General features: G+C 33.8%; 17 protein-coding genes. 12 read left to right on the plus strand and 5 right to left on the minus strand.

The window, feature by feature from the left end; genetic code table 11:
* Window positions 1-66 precede the first annotated feature (66 nt).
* Window positions 67-2,403 (minus strand): GAF domain-containing protein, encoded by a 2,337-nt coding sequence (locus ACQQ6V_RS03365; protein WP_448844143.1) that lies wholly within the window; start codon window positions 2,401-2,403, stop codon window positions 67-69.
* 117 nt (window positions 2,404-2,520) lie between these two features.
* Here ACQQ6V_RS03365 and rlmN point away from each other — a divergent pair, with 117 nt between their 5' ends.
* The 6 genes from rlmN (at window position 2,521) to ACQQ6V_RS03395 (ending at window position 8,815) form a co-directional block, all read left to right on the plus strand.
* Window positions 2,521-3,555 carry a dual-specificity RNA methyltransferase RlmN gene (gene rlmN, locus ACQQ6V_RS03370; RefSeq protein WP_448844144.1) on the plus strand — a complete coding sequence of 345 codons (1,035 nt, stop codon included), beginning with the start codon at window positions 2,521-2,523 and terminating at the stop codon, window positions 3,553-3,555.
* A 312-nt stretch (window positions 3,556-3,867) separates the two neighbouring features.
* The gene (locus ACQQ6V_RS03375) at window positions 3,868-4,380 is read left to right on the plus strand and encodes a 5' nucleotidase, NT5C type (protein ID WP_448844145.1); all 513 of its coding nucleotides are present in this window, start codon (window positions 3,868-3,870) and stop codon (window positions 4,378-4,380) included.
* Between the two features lie 3 nt (window positions 4,381-4,383).
* Window positions 4,384-5,262, plus strand: coding sequence for a YjiK family protein (locus tag ACQQ6V_RS03380; protein WP_448844146.1), 879 nt, complete (start codon window positions 4,384-4,386; stop codon window positions 5,260-5,262).
* Window positions 5,263-5,318: 56 nt separating this feature from the next.
* Window positions 5,319-6,296, plus strand: coding sequence for a polyprenyl synthetase family protein (locus ACQQ6V_RS03385; RefSeq protein ID WP_448844147.1), 978 nt, complete (start codon window positions 5,319-5,321; stop codon window positions 6,294-6,296).
* A gap of 72 nt (window positions 6,297-6,368) precedes the next feature.
* Window positions 6,369-7,490: a lactonase family protein gene (locus tag ACQQ6V_RS03390; RefSeq protein WP_448844148.1), complete on the plus strand. Its 1,122-nt coding sequence runs from the start codon at window positions 6,369-6,371 to the stop codon at window positions 7,488-7,490.
* 44 nt (window positions 7,491-7,534) lie between these two features.
* Window positions 7,535-8,815, plus strand: coding sequence for a replication-associated recombination protein A (locus ACQQ6V_RS03395; protein ID WP_448844149.1), 1,281 nt, complete (start codon window positions 7,535-7,537; stop codon window positions 8,813-8,815).
* 3 nt (window positions 8,816-8,818) lie between these two features.
* Here the strand turns inward: ACQQ6V_RS03395 and ACQQ6V_RS03400 are convergent, their stop codons facing one another.
* From ACQQ6V_RS03400 to ACQQ6V_RS03410, 3 genes are all read right to left on the minus strand, one after another.
* Complete coding sequence (locus ACQQ6V_RS03400; RefSeq protein WP_448844150.1) at window positions 8,819-11,050, minus strand: DUF2339 domain-containing protein; 2,232 nt, start codon at window positions 11,048-11,050, stop codon at window positions 8,819-8,821.
* Window positions 11,051-11,116: 66 nt separating this feature from the next.
* Window positions 11,117-11,968 (minus strand): prephenate dehydratase, encoded by an 852-nt coding sequence (pheA, locus tag ACQQ6V_RS03405; RefSeq protein ID WP_448844151.1) that lies wholly within the window; start codon window positions 11,966-11,968, stop codon window positions 11,117-11,119.
* A 34-nt stretch (window positions 11,969-12,002) separates the two neighbouring features.
* Window positions 12,003-12,443 carry a hypothetical protein gene (locus tag ACQQ6V_RS03410; protein ID WP_448844152.1) on the minus strand — a complete coding sequence of 147 codons (441 nt, stop codon included), beginning with the start codon at window positions 12,441-12,443 and terminating at the stop codon, window positions 12,003-12,005.
* Between the two features lie 170 nt (window positions 12,444-12,613).
* On the opposite strand from ACQQ6V_RS03410, the gene ACQQ6V_RS03415 reads away from it, so the two are divergent.
* The 6 genes from ACQQ6V_RS03415 to ACQQ6V_RS03440 all read left to right on the plus strand — a co-directional run bounded on the left by ACQQ6V_RS03415 (window position 12,614) and on the right by ACQQ6V_RS03440 (window position 18,005).
* Window positions 12,614-13,366: a hypothetical protein gene (locus ACQQ6V_RS03415; RefSeq protein ID WP_448844153.1), complete on the plus strand. Its 753-nt coding sequence runs from the start codon at window positions 12,614-12,616 to the stop codon at window positions 13,364-13,366.
* A gap of 73 nt (window positions 13,367-13,439) precedes the next feature.
* A complete protein-coding gene (locus ACQQ6V_RS03420; protein WP_448844154.1) occupies window positions 13,440-13,841 on the plus strand; it encodes a hypothetical protein in 402 nt (133 codons plus the stop codon).
* Window positions 13,842-13,861: 20 nt separating this feature from the next.
* A complete protein-coding gene (locus tag ACQQ6V_RS03425) occupies window positions 13,862-14,614 on the plus strand; it encodes a CsgE family curli-type amyloid fiber assembly protein (protein ID WP_448844155.1) in 753 nt (250 codons plus the stop codon).
* 3 nt (window positions 14,615-14,617) lie between these two features.
* Window positions 14,618-15,046, plus strand: coding sequence for a curli assembly protein CsgF (locus ACQQ6V_RS03430; RefSeq protein ID WP_448844156.1), 429 nt, complete (start codon window positions 14,618-14,620; stop codon window positions 15,044-15,046).
* A 24-nt stretch (window positions 15,047-15,070) separates the two neighbouring features.
* Window positions 15,071-16,489 (plus strand): CsgG/HfaB family protein, encoded by a 1,419-nt coding sequence (locus ACQQ6V_RS03435; RefSeq protein WP_448844157.1) that lies wholly within the window; start codon window positions 15,071-15,073, stop codon window positions 16,487-16,489.
* 19 nt (window positions 16,490-16,508) lie between these two features.
* Window positions 16,509-18,005, plus strand: coding sequence for a carboxypeptidase regulatory-like domain-containing protein (locus ACQQ6V_RS03440; protein WP_448844158.1), 1,497 nt, complete (start codon window positions 16,509-16,511; stop codon window positions 18,003-18,005).
* Between the two features lie 66 nt (window positions 18,006-18,071).
* Here the strand turns inward: ACQQ6V_RS03440 and ACQQ6V_RS03445 are convergent, their stop codons facing one another.
* Window positions 18,072-18,728, minus strand: a complete 657-nt coding sequence (locus ACQQ6V_RS03445) for a response regulator (RefSeq protein WP_448844159.1) — start codon at window positions 18,726-18,728, stop codon at window positions 18,072-18,074.
* Window positions 18,729-18,854: the final 126 nt, after the last annotated feature.

Here is an 18,854-nt window from a genome sequence, read left to right on the forward strand (position 1 = left end):
AAAATCAACCAAATTATACTTAATGTAATTTGGTTGATTATATAATTAGGCTAAAACTAATAGCGATTAAATCTTATTATAAAAAGAATAAGGGAAGCAATTGCAATCATAATTAACAGCTACTCGTATTACTTTCAATCCACTTATACCCTGTAGATCTTCGATATCTAGAATTTCTACTGAGTCTTTTAGTTGACCTTCTGACTGAAGAAGTTTGATATATTCTAAATAATCTTTCTCCTCTTGTTGTTGAGAAAAGACGATGCATATTTTTCCGGATTCTACAATTCTTTCGTTGGTACCTTTTACAAAGGCTTTGTCAATACGTTTTTTAATCATTTCATACCGCGCATTATAACTTCCATCAACGTCAAAACGTTTTTCGTCCATACGAAAACGAATGCTAATAGTATTGCTATACACTAAGATTAAAGAAGTAATATCCATATTCTGTGGAAGTTGTGGCCTGATTTTATTAAAATGAATTTCGCTTTCACAAATAATTCGCAATTGCCAAACTCTTAAATTTTTAAGAAAAACAGAATCATAACTTAGCCAAGGAGCAATGCTGGCGCCAATGTACATATTATGTTCTACACCATCTGTCTTGAAGCGTTCATAATAGAAAGGGAATTTTTTCTGTTGCTCTTCCTGTCGCTTGTCAATTAAATCGCTCAGTTCCTTGTTAATAAAAGAAAGGCTATCGTCAAATTTCTTTCGGTAATGATAAATGCCTTTCGACTTAATGTCAAGTTGATTATAATAATTAGTTATTTTTTGATTATTGCTAACATCTTCATATTTCAACTGATCCAGTACAGGATGAATATTTTGTTGAAGAAAACTCTGGAAATCACTTTCTGTATTAGCTTTTAGATTAGAATGCAGATCGTTTTTGTAATTCTCTATCGTGGTAAATACATCAGAAAGCTCTTTAGATGTTTTAAGGCTTTCTAATAATTTGCTAACTAGATCTAATTGCATTTTTAGATCTTTAAGAATGGCATTATTTCTAGCGATAGAGGAGTTTTTGATGTCAGATTGACCATAAAGAGGTATGATATTATCAAAAGCGATGCTTCTGTATGGTAATCTATTTTGATGCTCTGGTCCATAAGCAATATGACGAGAAACCTCTTCTTTAAACTTCCAATAAACACTTGGGTGGATAGAGGTGTATTCTTGCTGGATTAACGCTAAACTATGATTGTCTATACTGGTGTAAAGGCGATCTAATGTATCTTCTAGATAAGGGAGAATATTCTCCATTTTGTTAGCGTTGATGCTATTGAGAAGCTTTGTCTTGGATATTAATTCTATTAAGCCAAGAAGTTTTTTATCTTTAATAATAGGAGTGAAAATAGCACTTTGGATTCCTTTTCTTATCAAATGTTCTCCCAGAGGGCTGTCAGGAAATTCTATATTGAATTTCTCCATATCAGAAATACTGAAATATCTTCTTTTCTCTAATTTCTCATGAAAAGTTTTTTCACATAATCCATTGTCAGAAAAATTAGCGGGCAAGCCAGATAGAATAATGCTTTCTATGACATTATTAACGGGAGTTCTGATAAATTTGTTTTCCTTAAAATCTATCGCCGTATAACCGATTTCTAAATCAGCAATCTGGAAGATAGAACGAAATATTTTTTTGAATTCTTCTCGTAAAGCAGGATGATCTTCCGTATGCTGAATAAGATGACTCTTTAGATTAGAAATTGCAACTTCTATCGTTGCATCATAAATATTAATAACCCCGAAACCATACATCTCCCAAGAATTAGGCGGAAATTTTTCTTTCCATAGATCTATATTGGTGAAGTTGTCCAATAAGTTATCAATTTCTTCTTGGCTAAGAGTTTTAGAACGCTCGGTGGCTTTTATTTCAATAAAATCAGCATTGTTTAAGATTCTGTAGTGATTAATAATGCCATCTTTCTTTGGGATGTCATAGATGAAAGAATAACCACCGCTAATATTAACGCCATATTTTTGGGATAATATAACACAACAAGCCATCACATAAAATTGATCCGAAGAAATACCACTAAAAGTTAACTGGAAATCATGTCCTGCATCTTCTAAAATATTTTGTAGCCTTTTGGTAGGATTACATATAAAATTAAAAAAAGGAAGACTTACTGCTTTAATTTCGTTTTCGCTTAATAATGGAGGGAAAAGATCAGACAATAATCTATGGATAATATCCTTGTTGTCATCTAGATATTGAGGATTTTTTATACCTGTTCTTAATTCTGGATATAACTTCACCTCTTCTAGGATGTCGCGATGTTGCATGGCATAATGAGGATTCTTCTCACATTCTTTCTCCATATTTTGGATCAAGGTATCAAAAGAAAAATTCACAACAAAAGGACTATCGAAAATCTGTTCAAAAACCATGCTTTAATATTTAAGATTACAAAGATAATTAATTTCTTATCGTGTATTGTTTATCTTTATTTTTGATAATATAGAAAAGGCGTATCTTTGCCATCGCAATTTTCTAAATTATTTCCCTTGAAAGACATTCGTATTTTAACATTAGATCAACTCAAAGACTATTTTATTTCTTTGGGAGAAAAACCTTTTCGTGCCAAGCAAGTTTATGACTGGTTATGGTCTAAGAATCTCCATTCTATCGACGAAATGACCAATCTTTCAAAAGAATTGCGGGACAAGATTTCCTTAGAATATACGATTAATCCAGTTTCTGTAGATCAATTGCAGAAAAGCTCAGATGGCACGATAAAAAATGGTGTTAAGCTTCATGACGGATTGTTGGTAGAGTCTGTGCTAATCCCGACAGAGACGAGAACCACAGCTTGCGTATCATCACAAGTTGGATGTTCTTTGAACTGCGAATTCTGTGCAACCGCTAAGCTGAAAAGAATGAGAAATCTAGAAGTTGCCGAGATTGTAGATCAAGTTGCGTTAATTGATCGTCAAAGTAAATTATATTTTGACAGACCACTAACCAATATCGTTTTTATGGGGATGGGCGAGCCGATGATGAATTACAAAAACGTCATAGAAGCCATCCGAAAAATCACGCAGCCAGAAGGATTGGGCATGTCACCAAGAAGGATTACAGTGTCAACATCTGGCATTCCAAAAATGATAAAAATGCTGGCGGATGAGAGTATCAAAGTCAAGTTAGCGCTCTCTTTGCACTCTGCCATAGAGAAAACTAGAAACGAAATAATGCCGTTTTCTGACAAATTTCCATTGACGGATATCATGGACGCATTGCAATATTGGTATCAAAAAACAGGCTCTGTCATCACGTTCGAATATTGCGTCTGGAAGGGCATTAACGATAAAGACGAAGATATCAAAGCGCTTATAAAATATTCTAAACAAGTGCCGTCCAAGGTTAATCTGATTCAGTATAACCCGATTGGCGAAGGCAAATTTGACCACAGAAGTATCGAAGCCGAAGAGCGTTACGTCCGTGAGCTTGAGAAAGCAGGCGTTACCGTTATGGTTAGAAAAAGTCGTGGTGGCGATATAGACGCTGCTTGCGGGCAGTTGGCTAACAAAACTGTCGATTAATTTTAGGGCAATTTCCAGAAAAGCAGCCTTGCATTGCTTGTCACTTTTCTGGAACCGGGCTTTTCGCTTCAATCTTTTTTGTGATGGCTTCGCTTCGCTCCGCCACCACAAAAAAAGGATTTCCACTGCAATCCCTATCGCAAACCACTACATTATATTGAATGTAAGTTTCTAATTTTTAGAATTTTACGATTTAATAATTACATTTCTAAAACTTTAAAATTTTCGGAAATTTGTTAATTAATTGTAATGAAACTTTAGAATTAACATCTTAGAAATCTGCATGCTGATAAAAATTCATAATTTTACTGTATGAAACAGATTTTAGTAGATATGGATGGTGTTTTGGCAGATGTCTATCAACATTTAATTCAATACGAATACAGACGTACTGGTCAACTCATTAATATAGACGATCTCCAAGGCAAAACCGAAGAAGATGCATTTCCGGATTTTAGATTATCGGTAAATAGCAAAGGTTTTTTCAGAACAATTCCGTTAATAGAAGGCAGTCAAGAAGGACTTAGGTATCTTAATGACAATTATAAAGTGCTTATTGTGTCGTCGGCGACAGAGTTTCCGTTAAGTTTAACAGAGAAAGAAGAATGGTTAATGGAGTATTTTCCCTTTATTTCTTGGAAACAAATGATTTTTTGCGGAGACAAAAGTTCTATTAGAGGTGATATTATGTTAGACGATCATCCTAAAAATCTTAATTATTTTTCTGGAGAACGCTATATGTTTGCACAGCCGCATAATCTCAATTCGGTAGTAGAAAACTGTAAGCTTGTCCAATCTTGGGAGGATGTATTAAGACAATTATAAGTGATGAGATATTTAAGATTTATTTTTTGTGTAGCTAGTTTTGGCTTGTCGCTGTTAAGTTCTGCACAATCAAAAAGATTAAAACTTAAGGATTTTAAAATTCAAACCTTAAGCGATACTTTGCGTGAGATTTCTGGATTAACAGAGCTTAATCACTCTATTTTTGCCATTAATGATAGCGGGAATTCTGCTGATATTTTTCAAATTAAAAAAGAAAGTCCGTATGTCCAAAATGTTCTGAAAACTAACCTAGTTAATCGCGATTGGGAAGCCATTACCAATGATGGTAAAGATTTCTACGTTGGAGATATTGGCAATAATCTAGGGAATAGAAAAGATCTTAAAATCTATAAAATCCCCTTAGTTAATGATAGTTTGCAACTAAAGTCGGTACAAGAAATTCCGTTTTATTATCCTGAGCAAACTGATTTTACACCAAAAAATATTAGTAATGATTTTGATGCAGAATCTTTAACTTTTGTTGGAGATGAGCTTAATTTATTTACTAAAGAATGGCGCTCGAAAAAAATCACACGTTACAAGATTAATCATCATTTGATAGAAAATCAACCTGCCGAAAAATTAGAAGATTATCAATTGGGTTATGTTGCCACGGATGCTCATTTTTATAAAGAAAAGCTTTATGTTGTAGGTTATACTAAATCTTTGCGTGTATTTTTAACAATTTTCGAAAGAGATCCGAATGGTTTATTTTTCACTAAAAAGCCTAAAAAAATAAAATTAGGAGGCGCGATGAGAGTTGGACAATTAGAAAGTGTTGTCGCTTTAGAACACGGTTTGCTCCTTGCCAGCGAAGCTTTTAACTATAAAATTGGAAAGGTGAAACAATCTTTGTATTTTGTAGCTTATGAATATTTATAATAGTTTATATTTGTGTAAATTTTTATTAATAGTAGTAATTTTCTTAAAATCCTAAAGTGGCGAACATTGTAGAGCAAATCAAAGCACCAATTTCTAATGAGATGAAACTTTTTGAACAAAAGTTTTACGAATCCATGAAAAGTAATGTATCGCTTTTGGATAAAGTAACACGCTTTATCGTCACTACAAAGGGAAAGCAGATGCGTCCAATGTTTGTTTTTCTGTGTGCCAAATTAGTCGGAGATGTTAATGAAAAAACTTATCGTGGCGCATCCATGATCGAGTTGATTCACACAGCAACTTTGGTGCATGATGATGTTGTAGATGAGAGTTTTAAGCGACGTAATTTTTTCTCTATTAATGCCCTTTGGAAGAACAAAATTGCCGTATTAGTCGGTGATTATCTCTTGTCAAAATCAGTGTTGTTATCTACAGATCATAAAGATTACGATCTTCTGTCGGTGATTTCTCGGACGATTAGGGAAATGGCAGAAGGAGAGTTGTTACAGCTAGAAAAAGCCAGAAAACTAGACATTACAGAAGACGTTTATTATGAAATTATCCGTCAAAAAACAGCCACACTTATCGCGGCTTGTTGTGAAGTTGGCGTATTGTCTAATAATGCCGATGAGGTTTTAGCCAAAAAAATGAAAGATTTCGGGACTTTTACCGGAATGGCTTTTCAGATTAAAGATGATTTATTCGATTATCAGACGAGCAATATTATAGGGAAACCTGTAGGCATCGATATCAAAGAGCAAAAAATGACCTTGCCGCTTATTCATTCTTTGAAGAATGCGAGTCCTGAAGATTACAAAAAATATTTCAACACCATAAAGCGTTATAATAACGATAACAAGAAAGTTAGAGAGTTAGTGGAGTTTGTAAAATCTTCTGGCGGAATGGATTATGCGATCACGGTTATGAAAGATTATCAACAAAAAGCTATGGATATCTTGTCAGAATTTCCTGATTCTGAAGCTAAACAATCACTGCAGTTGATGCTGGATTATGTTATTAGTAGAAAGTTATAATTAGATTTTTATTTTGATTTTTTCGACGTCTATTTTTGTTTTATAAAACTAAACATTACATATTTTTTAACATTGAAGAAAATAGCGACGTTTTTTTTTGCAGTTTTTAGCTTTGTAACTGTATTTTCACAAGAGATTTATGTGTTTTTCGGCTCGTTTAATTGGGATAAAAAAAACAACGGAATTTATGTTCATCAACTAAATCCCACTAACGGAAAATTATCTAAAGTTACCGCGCTTAAAAATATTGTTAATCCCTCGTTTTTAACTTTATCCAAAGATGGTCGATTTGTTTTTGCTTGTACAGAAAGCAAAACGCCAGATGGTGGGAGCGTTAGCAGTTTTCAATTCAATCCTAAAACTAAAAGTCTAAAATCTATAAATAGTCAGAAAAGTGGTGGCGAAAATCCAGTTTATGTCACTTCTCACAACAATGGAAAATGGCTCATCAATGGTAATTATACAGAAGGAAGCATGTCTGTTTATCCAATTTCCGAAGACGGAATTATTGCACCTTTAGTACAGAATTTCCAGTTTACAAAAGGTAGTGTTAATGAGAAAAGGCAAGATCGAGCACATATTCATTCCACGGTTTTTTCTCCTGATTTCGATTATCTGTTTGCTCCAGATTTAGGAGCTGATAAAATTAGACGTTTTACTTTTAATTCTGATAAAGCGGAGCCTTTGCAAATTGCAGAAAATCCTTCTATTGCTACGGTTGCAGGAAGTGGGCCAAGACATTTTACCTTTCATCCCAATGGGAAATTTGCTTATTGTATAGAAGAAATGGGTGGCGCAGTAAGTGCTTATCATTATGATAAAGGTAATTTAGAAAATCTCCAAAGAATTAACACGCATTCTGATGAATATAAAGACGACTTCGAAAGTTCTGATATTCATATTTCTACTGACGGTCGCTTTTTGTACGCTTCTAATCGAGGTCAAGAAAATAATCTAGCCATATTTTCGATTGAATTAGATGGAACATTAAAAATTGTAGGTTATCAACCAACTTTAGGAAAATATCCGCGGACTTTTGCCATCGACGAAACAGGTAATTTTCTTATTACAACTAATGTACAGACAAGTGATGTATTCGTTTTTAGACGAAATCAAGAAACGGGATTACTTACTAAAATTGGTAAAAGAGTTAAAATTAAAAATGTGTCTTCTGTTCAAATTAAAAACTATTAATTGATTTTATAGACGATTGTTTCTCAATTTCGTAATTTTGAAAGATGAATAACAACTCGCCTTTAGCAGAAATCATGCGTCCAAAAAATTTGGATGAGGTTTTGGGACAAGAGCATCTCACGGGAGTTAACGCGCCCATCCGAAAAATGTTATCCAATGATGCGCTTAATTCTTTAATTTTTTGGGGACCACCGGGTACGGGGAAAACCACTTTGGCAGAGATTATTTCTGAACAATCTCAACGTAAATTTTACAAGTTAAGCGCGGTGTCTTCTGGAGTTAAAGATGTCCGAGATGTCATAGAAGATGCTAAAAAGCAAAATTTATTTTCTGGGAAGTCGCCCATTTTGTTTATTGACGAGATTCATAGATTTAATAAGTCTCAACAAGATTCGCTACTACACGCCGTCGAAAAAGGTTGGATTGTGCTCATTGGTGCTACAACAGAAAATCCAAGTTTTGAGGTCGTTTCAGCATTGTTGTCGCGGTCTCAAGTCTATGTATTGAAAGCCTTAAGCTTCGAGAAGTTAGAAGAATTAGCTGATGCCGCAGTGACTAAATTTAACCAAATTCATCATTCCGAATTTATCCTAGAGGATAAACAAGCTTTTATCCAGTATTCTGGTGGTGATGCGAGAAAGTTGATTAATGCGGTGGAGTTGGTGCTTAATCAATTCAAAAATTCTAAACATCACCAGATTTCTAATGAAGATGTGCTGTCTGTTTTGCAAGAAAACATGGCGCTTTACGATAAAAATGGTGAGCAACATTACGATATTATTTCAGCGTTTATAAAATCGATAAGAGGTAGCGATCCTAATGCCGCAGTTTATTGGTTGGCAAGAATGCTGGTTGGTGGTGAGGACATTAAGTTTATCGCCAGACGTTTATTGATTTTGGCGTCAGAAGATATTGGCTTGGCTAATCCTAATGCCTTGGTGATTGCTAATAATTGTTTCCAGGCGATTAATGTGATTGGTAACCCAGAAGCGCGGATTTTACTGAGTGAAACAGCCATTTATCTTGCGGTTTCTCCCAAAAGTAATTCGGCTTATATGGCGATTAATGAAGCAATGGCTTTGGTAAAACAGACGGGTAATTTGCCTGTGCCTTTGCATCTTAGAAATGCGCCAACCAAGCTAATGAAAGATATGGATTATGGTAAAGAATATCAATATGCGCATTCTTACGAAGGTAATTTTATAGAGCAAGAGTTTTTGCCAGAAGATATTTCGGGATTACAGTTTTATAATCCCGGGCAAAATTCTACCGAAAACAAAATTCGTGAGCAACTCCTCAAAAAATGGGGCAAAAAGTATGACTAATTTTTAGTTTGAATCATCTTCTGTACCGCTGTTTTTATCTTTAGTTTCTACCATCGAGCCAATGACTTTTTTCAATCTTTGAAAAAGAAAAGAACTCAATAGCAACAATACACCCAATACGATAAAAGCAATGATTCTGGAGATATTGTCCATCTGCCAAACATCATAACAATAGAGTTTTGCAATGGTAATCGCAATGAGCGAAAATCCTATTTTGTTCATTTCCGGTTTTGATTTTTGTAATCCGAAATAAATAAAACTCGCCGCCATAATCGTCCAGATTATCGGAAGATACAAAGCGGTGAAATGATTTTGTAAACGGTTAATGGTTTCGATACTGGTTAATTTTAGCAACATATAAAGATGATAAATTTCGAAACTTACTAATAAGACACTGACAAAACCTAGCGCCCAATACGCAATACTTTCGGTTAAAAATTTAGTTTTAGGAATGATATAAAACACCGTTACCAAAAACGGAATCCAATACAATACATAAACAACGTAGAACAACTTGCTGATTTCTTTGGTGAAAATACTGTAACATATATCTGGTAAAGTCGCATTAAGACAAAGGACAATTAGCAAAATGTATATTAAAGCATCTACAAATGCCGTCTGGAGATTGAAAATAGTTCTCAATAATAACATGATAAACACAAAACAAATCGTGTAAAGTAAAATGATACAAGTGATAAATGTCTCTGGTTGATCTTGAATATGATACCAGATTTCAAACGAAATCGAAAGATAAATTACTAAATAACTGAGTCCTGCAAAGAATCGCACATATTGAAATCTAGATTGATGGTCTGCGTCGTCGTTGAGATTTTTAATATAAAATAAGTTGAAGAGCAAGGATCCAATGACCACAGAACTTGTCAAGAACACAGAATTGACGATCACCAATAGATTTTTATCAGAATAATACTCACTCCAAGTAATCATCTGCGCGATAATCATCAACGGAAACAAGATGTTAAAACATTGTTTGAAGATTTTTTGACCCGTTTTTTTCCAGATAAATAAGATAAGGCTGGCTTCTATCGCCCAAATCGCGGTGATAAAATGGGCTTTTAATTCTAAAGCTACCGCAATACTGATTAAGCTGATTGTTATGGCGACAAAAACCGCAAAGTTGTTTGTGGCTGTGTTTTTCGATTTTTCTTTGTAAACTAAAAAGCCATTGATTACTGCAAAACCAATCGGGAACATCGTAAAACCTTCGTAATTAAGGGTTTTTAAAATGTAAATTAAACCGATTAAAGACAATAAATTAATCAAAATTAACATCAAAATTGTTCCCGTAGAAATAACAGATTTCTTGAAATATGATTGTAATGCAAATGCATAAAATATAACATAAGATGCAAGAATAAAATATACAGTATTTACTGAAGGAATCGCCATAATCCACGAAAAAAAATAAATGGAAGTGAAGGCAAATGCAATCCAGCCAATGCTTTTCCAGTTTCTAAAATAAGCGACAATGAGCATGCCGATGTTAAGAATACTGATGTAGCTGAATAAGAAAATGTAATTACTTTCGCCCGTGCTTACCATTAATGGCGCGAGAAAACCACCGATTAAAGCCACGATATTGAGTACTTCGCTTTTGTAATAATAGGCGAGAGCAACAGATATTATCGTAATAATGCTCAAGATCCCGAACGCTATATTCTGAGAAAACATCGTATATTCTCTAAAGGCGATTGTGACCGTAAGATAAAAAACGCTAATCCCGCCGCCTGTAATTATGGATGAAAATATCGTGTAGTTTTTTCTGAGCCAATGTCCTAGTCCGATTAATGCCAAACCAGTTACAAAACCTATGGTAACACGACCAGATTCTCCAATCCAATTTCTGTCAATCGCATATTTTACAAAATAACCAATACCTAATACTAAGGTGAAAATCCCAATAACACTAAGCGCATTTTGTTTTAAAAAAGACATGAGTTGCGCTATCTTTTGATCGAAAATATTGGGCTCTTGTGGCAATACGCTTTGCAGAAAAACTGGTTCTGGTATTTTGGGAGTGTGATTTTCTGGATTGATTTCGACCGTTTTTTCTTCTGGCTTTGGCTCAAGATGTTTAACCTCCTCAATAACAGAAGGCTTGTTGTCTTGCTGTTTTAGGCAGTTGATTTGTTCTTCCAAAGATTTTATCCTCGTATTAAAATGAAAGTAAATCCAAATAATAGCGATGATTAATATGACGGTTAAGGTTTCCATGTTAAGAATTTAACCAAATATATTAAACTTTGAAGAGAATCAATTCAATATCAAAAAAATAAAAGATTAGCTTTCTAACAAATATTCGTTGTAAGTACCGAGATATTCAGCATTTATTCCTAAGGCTTTTAGTTCTTCCAAGGCATTTTGATGTAGCGTAGGATGCCAATCTCCAACGACATTTAAGAAAAAGAAATAGTTGCCAAGTCCTGTTTTTAGTGTTCTTGATTCGATTTTGCTAAGGTTCATTTTTCGCCAAGCAAAGACTGATAATACTTGATGCAAGCCTCCTGCGTGATCATCTGGGATGGTTATTAATAGTCCAGATTTCTTACCTAGCAATTCTAATTGGCTATTTTGATAAGTTGCTTCATTTTTAGAAATGATGATGAATCGCGTATGATTTTGCTCAAAATCATGGATGTTGCGCTGGATAATTTCTAAACCATATAATTTGGCAGCAAATTGATTGGCAACAGCGGCGAGTTTTCTGTCTGGATGTTCTGAGACATGTTTTGCGGCAGCGGCAGTAGACGAGAAATCTTGCTTCGGAACATTATTGTAATTCTCATTAAGAAAATGAAAACTTTGCGCCAATGCTTGTGGGTGAGAATATATTTTTTCTATTACTTCACCATTATTTTGATGAGGATTAATCATTAGGTGGTGCGCAATAGGCATAACCGCTTCTGCTTCTATCTTAATATTAGGTGTCTTATAAAGATAATCCAAAGTCATAGAAACAGTACCTTCTATGGAATTTTCTAAGGGAACAATGGCTTTGTCTACAAGGTTATTTTCTACTGCTAAAAAGCAATCTAAAATGCTGGCTTGAGGTAAAAGATCATGCTCTGGAAAAAGTTGTGCGGTAGCTAATTGTGTGAAACTGGCTTGTGGGCCAAGAAATGCAATCTTCATTAATTAGGATTAAAGTATTGATAGTAATATATAATTATAGTTGTCCAGTCTCCAAATAGATAATTGTAACAGGAAGTTTATTAACAGAATCTGGATGGATAATTTTGGCTCTTTTTAAAAGTTCTTCGGAGATCTTTATTTCTTCATTATTAACGATAATATTATTAAGGAAAACCTGACTGTCTGCAGGAAGTTTCAATATAGCTTTAGCTTTCCAAATGGGAACATTATTGATGTGAGAAGCCTCTTTTAGTTTAATATTAATGATACCATTTTTTGTCATGTCTGATAATTGTGGAAGCGCTTCGGTTGGTGCTTTATAGACTTGTACCGTTTCTATGTTTTTAGGATCTAATGCTGCCATGTATAATCTGTCTACAACAACATCGTTGACAATAATAATAGGCTGTGTAGTTTGTGCTTTAATAATTATACTACCTATTAATAACGTTATAATAAAAAATACCTGTTTCATTATTTAACTTATTTAAAACAAAGATATAAAATCAATTTTGAGTAAGCTTTTTTCGGGTTAATTATTCTGTAACGGAAAACAGTTATTATTGAAAATCACGAAAATAGTGATTTCGTAAAATATTCTTTAAAGATATCTTTGGGGTGTTAAACAAACAAAAAACTTTTATCATGAAAAAATTAATTTTATCTGCGGCTGCAGTTTTTGCAACAAGTTTCGCATTTGCGCAAGAGAACAAGGATACTTCTACTCAAGTTGGTGGTAGTAATGAGATTACTGTGTCACAAGTTGGGATGAGTAATGTTAACAGTATTCTTCAAGAAGGTGATGGTAATGTAACATCTACTGTACAAACAGGAAACAGTAATGCTAACGAATCAGAAAGTTATGGTGATTCTAATGCAATTACTGTTACTCAGACAGGAGCTAATAACTCTAACTATTCTGGACAAGATGGTGATAATAACATCGCAAAAGTTAAACAAACGGGTTCTTTCCACGAGAGTCAACAAGCTCAAGTTGGAGATGACAACATGGCTGATGTTGCTCAAACAGGATTCTTACATTCTTCTCTTCAAGTACAAGTAGGAGATGATAATAGTGCTTGGGTAACTCAAGCTGGATTAGCTAACACTGCTGAGCAAATACAACAAGGTGATGCTAATATCGCTTATGCTTATCAGAATGGTCTTCTTAATGAATCTGAACAAATCCAAGTAGGTGATAATAACGTTGCTATGTTAGTGCAAGATGGATTGCTTAACTACATTAGTCAATCACAAGAAGGAGTTGGTAACATTGCAATAGATGTACAACAAGGTTCTTTAAACTCTTCAATGGTAGAGCAATATGGTGATGCTAATCGTCATGAAGGTTCACAAGTAGGTAATGGTAACAGCATGGCAGTTTATCAAAGCAACTAATAATTAAAGTTGGTAAAAGGGGAAGTTTTTTCTTCCCTTTTTATCAACTTTTTTTGATAAATAACACAATATTATGTCTAGGTTAGTTACTTCTATATGTATCATGGGAGTTTTCCTTGTTAAGGGACAGTCTATTTCTGATATTAATGCTAATAATATTATGGCTTATTATGCTTCTGGTAGTTTGATGAAAATTATTGAAGCTAACACCAATAGTGCCAGTCTTGTAATACAAAAAGGAAATAATAATAATACAGAAATTTCTTTGATAGATGACAAGGTAGCTGCTATGCAATTGGGTGATAATAATGCTATTTTTTATCAAGATAAAAATGCTGCACAATCTTCAACAATGAGTATTAGCCTACAGGGTGACAATAACTTGGTAGAAGTCTTGGGTAGTAATTCTATATCTAATGGCATGAGTATCGAGATAATAGGTAATGATAAAACAGTACTAGTCGAGAATAAATAAATGTTATAAACATGGATAAAATGTTTAATCTATGTTTTATTACTTTTTTAAGTTTGCCCATTTTCCTTTTTTCTCAAATAGAAAAAAATAATAATGTCAAAGCGAATTTAGATGTCAAGAAAGAAGAAAATGTAATTTCTATAAAAGCTAAGGCAATTAATAATGATGACATTATACATGATCTTAATTATTTATTAATTAGTGTAAAGCAATCTGCATCTGGTAATCTTTCTAATAATAAGCAAGATGGTAAGTTTATCATCAATCCAGATGAGACTAAAGAACTTTCTGAGATTGTTGTTAATAGTGAGCCAGACGATCAGATTAAGATTTATCTTTTTATAAGAAATGAAAGAGAAAATCTATTGATATCCAAAGATTCAGTTTTTATCAATATTACTAATGAAAATGACATTCTATCTCTCAATACCAAAAAGATTAAAAAAGAAGAGGTAAAAGAAGAAGATTACTCATTGAAAGGATTGGTAATAGATAATACCAAAAGTAAGATTGGGAAAGACTTTTTCGAGTTATTTTATAGTAAATATAATCAGTTATCAGATCAATTTGCCTTTGTTATAACTGTATCAGAGTTGCCATCTTTTGGCAGAAATGGGGTTATTAATATTGATGTAGGAGACAGAAGTTTGCACAGCTTTCGGGTAGTTCCTAATGATGACTATATTGCTGCGCAAGTACAATTGTCTTTACGGTTTATTAATAATTATGATCGAGAGAATAAGTTAATTAATAAGGAATTACGAGCACCTTAAATAATGAAAATAATAACACATATACAAAAGATTCTGTTCTTGAGTTTTTTCTTGTTGGGCTTTGGGTTTTGCTTTTCACAGCAGATGGTTTATCAGCCAGTTAATCCAGCTTTTGGAGGAAATTATCTTAATTACAGTTGGTTGCTTAACTCTGCCAACTCACAGAATCAGTTTGCTAGCGCTAAGAACCTTGGTATGAGATCTAACTCTTCAATAGGGAATTTCGCCGATAGTCTTAACCGACAGATTCTCAGCCAGATCTCTAGAGGTCTTTTTGGAGGAGAATTGGGGACAGCCACTATGAAACCAGGCGTGTATAACTTAGGAACGATGAATATTTCTATCTCAGAATATTTTGGAGGGCTTAATATAAGCATCATTGATATCAATACAGGAGAACAAACTAACATTAATGTTCCCAGCAATAAATAAGAATGTAAATTAAAACTGAAAAAGATGTATTTAATAAAATGTAACCTAAAAAAAATACATTTTCTTCTTTCAATTTCATTACTATCTTTATACAACTGCAGCGCATTATTTAATGCACCAACATCTAGTCAAGGTTCTTCCTTGGGAGAGGTAACGCCTTATACCAAGTTGTTAAAAACTTTGCCAGAGCCAAAAGAAAAATTGGTCGTTGCGGTATATAAATTTAAAGATCAAACAGGACAGTACAAAGCGTCAGAAAATATGGCTAATTGGAGTACGGCTATCCCACAAGGGACGACTTCGATTCTATTAAAAGCTTTGGAAGATTCTAATTGGTTTACAACAATTGAAAGAGAAAATATTAGTGATTTGCTTAACGAAAGACAAATCATAAAATCTACTCGACAAGAGTATGCAGCATTACAAAACCCTGCTGCACCTAATCAAAAAAACACTATACAAGCGCTTCCACCATTGCTTTTTGCTGGAGTTATTATAGAGGGTGGGATCATTTCCTATGACTCTAATATCATGACGGGTGGAGTAGGCGCAAGATATTTCGGTATTGGAGCAAGTTCTCAATACAGACAAGATCGCATTTCTGTGTATCTAAGAGTCGTTTCTACTAATAATGGTAAAATTCTAAAAACAGTTTATACTTCTAAGACTATCCTGTCTCAATCTTTAAGCGGAAGTTTTTTCCGTTATGTGGATCCAGAAAGATTGTTAGAAGCAGAAATTGGTATTACTAAAAATGAACCTGTACATCTTGCCGTAAAAGAGGCTATAGAAAAAGCAGTCTACTCACTAATCATAGAAGGAAGTAAAGAGAATCTATGGGAGCCTAGTGATAAAGAAAAATCAGTCTTCGAGGATCTAGTTGCTTCTTATAAAACCGAAGAAGAAGTTAATGAAGAACAACGTATTGATACTCGTATTTTAGAACCTCGTAGAGGATTAATGGGCATCACTGCAGGTGTTACAAGTAATACAATAAAAGGTGACTATGTTAATGCCAAAGCTAAAATGGGATATCGATTTGGAATTAAATTTTTTATGAATGAAAGATTTAATCTAGAAGCTTCTTTTGTCGATTTTTATTTAGAAAACGAAGGTATTTTTAAACGAAAGTTTAATAATGTAGATCTTAATTTAGAATATATTATAATGCCTAATGATAATTTTACACCATATGCCTTTGGAGGCTTTGGGGCAATAGCTCCTAGCAATAGATTCTTTAACAATGTAGCACTAAAAGCCAATCTAGGAGCGGGAGTAGAGTATTTAGTTACCAATACTATTGGATTACGTGCCTTTGGAGAATATAATTTTGGATTCAATGATGATTGGGATGGATTTGTTAGTGGTAAGAGGAATGATAATCTTTTAAGATTTGGGGTAAGCCTCAATTATTATTTTGGACGAAAATTTAATAAAAATTAATCTTTTAAAAATTATCAAAATGAAACATTATATATATATAGGTCTAAAACTAATTTTACTAAGTTTTATACTAATACAGTGTAGCGAAGAATTGATGGAAAAGAACAATAAAGGTGCTGTAAAGGGTATTGTTGTTCAATCTAAAACCAACAAGCCATTAGCTAATGTTAAGATCACAACAGGTCCTACAACTCAGACTATTTTTACAGCAGCAGATGGTACTTTTCAGATTAATGATATGCCTATTGGTGATTACTCTGTAAAGGCAGAATTAGAAGGTTATCTTATGGAAATAAAAGCCGCTAACCTTAAAGATGATGGACAGATGGTAAGCGTTGTGTTTGAGATGAAAGATGATACATCGCTTAATTCTCCGCCGAGCGTTCCTAATCTTTTGACACCAGCGGACAATGCGGTAGACCAGCCCCTGAAGGTTAATTTGACATGGTCATGTACGGATCCGGATGAGGACCCATTAACCTATCGATTAATCGTTAAAAATAATAAAACCGATAAAATAAGAAGTTATAAAAATATTAAAGAAATGAAATTCAGTCTTGATAGCCTTGACTTCGGGACGAGTTATTTTTGGCAAGTAATAGCTTCTGATGGTATTAACGATGAGGTGTATAGTAGTAATTCTAAGTTTACGACAGCCAAAGTTCCTCAGAATAGATACCATTATATAAGAAAATCAGGTGATAATCATGTTGTCGTTTCTTCTGATGAAGCAGGTAATACTTTTAATTTGACTAAAGAGAATACCAATTCTCTCAGACCAAGAAAAAGTAATGCAGCAGGCGTAATTGCATTTTTAAGAGTTGCAGAAGGTAATGCTCATATTTTTACATCAAAAACAGATGGATCAGATGTTTTCAAAGTGACATCAATTCCGTTAGGTGGTTTTAATATCTCCGAACTTAATTATGCTTGGAGTGCCAATGGTAAAGAATTGTTGTATCCTAGTTTTGATAAACTGTACCGTGTTAATAAAGATGGTAGTGGGACGCAATTAGTCTATCAGACGACTGATGGTAGTTTTATCTCGCAATGCGATTGGAGTAGCGATGGGTCTAAAATTGCCATCAAAACAAATAATATCAATGGTTATAATGCTAAAATTTATATTATAGATATTATGGGGAATTTTGTGCAGATGGTTTTAGAAAATGTTCTTGGCGCAGCTGGCGGAATTAATTTTTCTGTTACAGGAAACAAGCTTCTTTATACTTACGATGTATCAGGTTATCAAAGCCAGGATTACAGACAGCTTAATACGCATATATTTTTATACGATTTAACGGCAAATACAAAAACCGATGTATCTGCATTTACGAAAATTCCTTCAGGTTATATTGATATTGATCCCAGATTTTCTCCTAATGAAGCAGAGGTAATTTTTACTCAGACTTCTAATGATGGATTATCCAAGAAAGATGTCTATAAGGTTTCCTTAGACAAAGATGAGTCTAGGAAGTTGCTATTCAGCAATGGCTGGATGCCCGATTGGGAATAGGTTACATTTTTTTCAGTTAAGAACCTCTTCAAGTCATTGAAGAGGTTCGCTGTTTTTTAACTGTTTTTATTCTATTAAGTCATTTTGCAAAGCAAATCTCATTAAGCCAATAGAATTTTTAATATTAAGCTTTTGGAAAATATGTTTCCTGTGTGTCTCCACTGTATTGAAACTTATAAATAAGCGACTTGATATTTCTTTGGTATTGCATCCGTCACAGATAAGTTGGATAACTTCTAGCTCTCTGTTGGTGATACTGTCTAGTGCTTCTTTAATAGTTTTTTCTCCTTCGGGATTAGGGAAGTTACAGATGCTTTCTAGGATCTTGCTACGCAAGTCTTCTCCCATGTAGGCATTTCCGTTTTGGATACATTTTATAGCTTCAATGATTTGGTCAGAATGTTTGTGTTTCTCAACAAAGCCATTGATACCAAGGCGGAAGAGTTCGCTTACTTTTTTAATCTTATTTTCACCAGTAAGAATTAGGATTTTTACTTTGCTGTGCTTTTCCTTGATGGTCTTAATGAGCTCTAGGGAGTTATCATTAGAAAAAACGATTTCTGTAATAATAAGATCCACTTCATTTTTGTTCTCCTTAAGCCATTGTGTTGCTTGGGTAGCAGAGTGACTGCAACCGACGACAGTAAAGCCTTTTTTCTTACTGAGCAAGGCAGTCAGTCCGTCTATAACGATCTGATGTTGATCAATAATGTAAATTTTCATGGTTGTTTTAGTTTTATGGTTGTTTTTAGTTTTTGGGTTTTTTATTTTTCTTCAATAATTAATAATTTTCTGTTTTTGTTAATATATTGTTTGATTCAGCTTATTTCTATTACTAAGTTTTCAATA

The sequence above is a fragment of the Chryseobacterium electrogenes genome, assembly GCF_053553015.1.

Coding starts and splice junctions, on each gene's coding strand:
- ACQQ6V_RS03430 (WP_448844156.1), top strand. CDS start 14,618: ATGAAAATAATAACACATATACAAAAGATTCTGTTCTTGAGTTTTTTC.
- pheA (WP_448844151.1), bottom strand. CDS start 11,968: ATGAAGATTGCATTTCTTGGCCCACAAGCCAGTTTCACACAATTAGCT.
- ACQQ6V_RS03425 (WP_448844155.1), top strand. CDS start 13,862: ATGTTTAATCTATGTTTTATTACTTTTTTAAGTTTGCCCATTTTCCTT.
- ACQQ6V_RS03415 (WP_448844153.1), top strand. CDS start 12,614: ATGAAAAAATTAATTTTATCTGCGGCTGCAGTTTTTGCAACAAGTTTC.
- ACQQ6V_RS03395 (WP_448844149.1), top strand. CDS start 7,535: ATGAATAACAACTCGCCTTTAGCAGAAATCATGCGTCCAAAAAATTTG.
- ACQQ6V_RS03440 (WP_448844158.1), top strand. CDS start 16,509: ATGAAACATTATATATATATAGGTCTAAAACTAATTTTACTAAGTTTT.
- ACQQ6V_RS03435 (WP_448844157.1), top strand. CDS start 15,071: ATGTATTTAATAAAATGTAACCTAAAAAAAATACATTTTCTTCTTTCA.
- ACQQ6V_RS03375 (WP_448844145.1), top strand. CDS start 3,868: ATGAAACAGATTTTAGTAGATATGGATGGTGTTTTGGCAGATGTCTAT.
- ACQQ6V_RS03365 (WP_448844143.1), bottom strand. CDS start 2,403: ATGGTTTTTGAACAGATTTTCGATAGTCCTTTTGTTGTGAATTTTTCT.
- ACQQ6V_RS03420 (WP_448844154.1), top strand. CDS start 13,440: ATGTCTAGGTTAGTTACTTCTATATGTATCATGGGAGTTTTCCTTGTT.
- ACQQ6V_RS03380 (WP_448844146.1), top strand. CDS start 4,384: ATGAGATATTTAAGATTTATTTTTTGTGTAGCTAGTTTTGGCTTGTCG.
- ACQQ6V_RS03410 (WP_448844152.1), bottom strand. CDS start 12,443: ATGAAACAGGTATTTTTTATTATAACGTTATTAATAGGTAGTATAATT.
- ACQQ6V_RS03400 (WP_448844150.1), bottom strand. CDS start 11,050: ATGGAAACCTTAACCGTCATATTAATCATCGCTATTATTTGGATTTAC.
- ACQQ6V_RS03445 (WP_448844159.1), bottom strand. CDS start 18,728: ATGAAAATTTACATTATTGATCAACATCAGATCGTTATAGACGGACTG.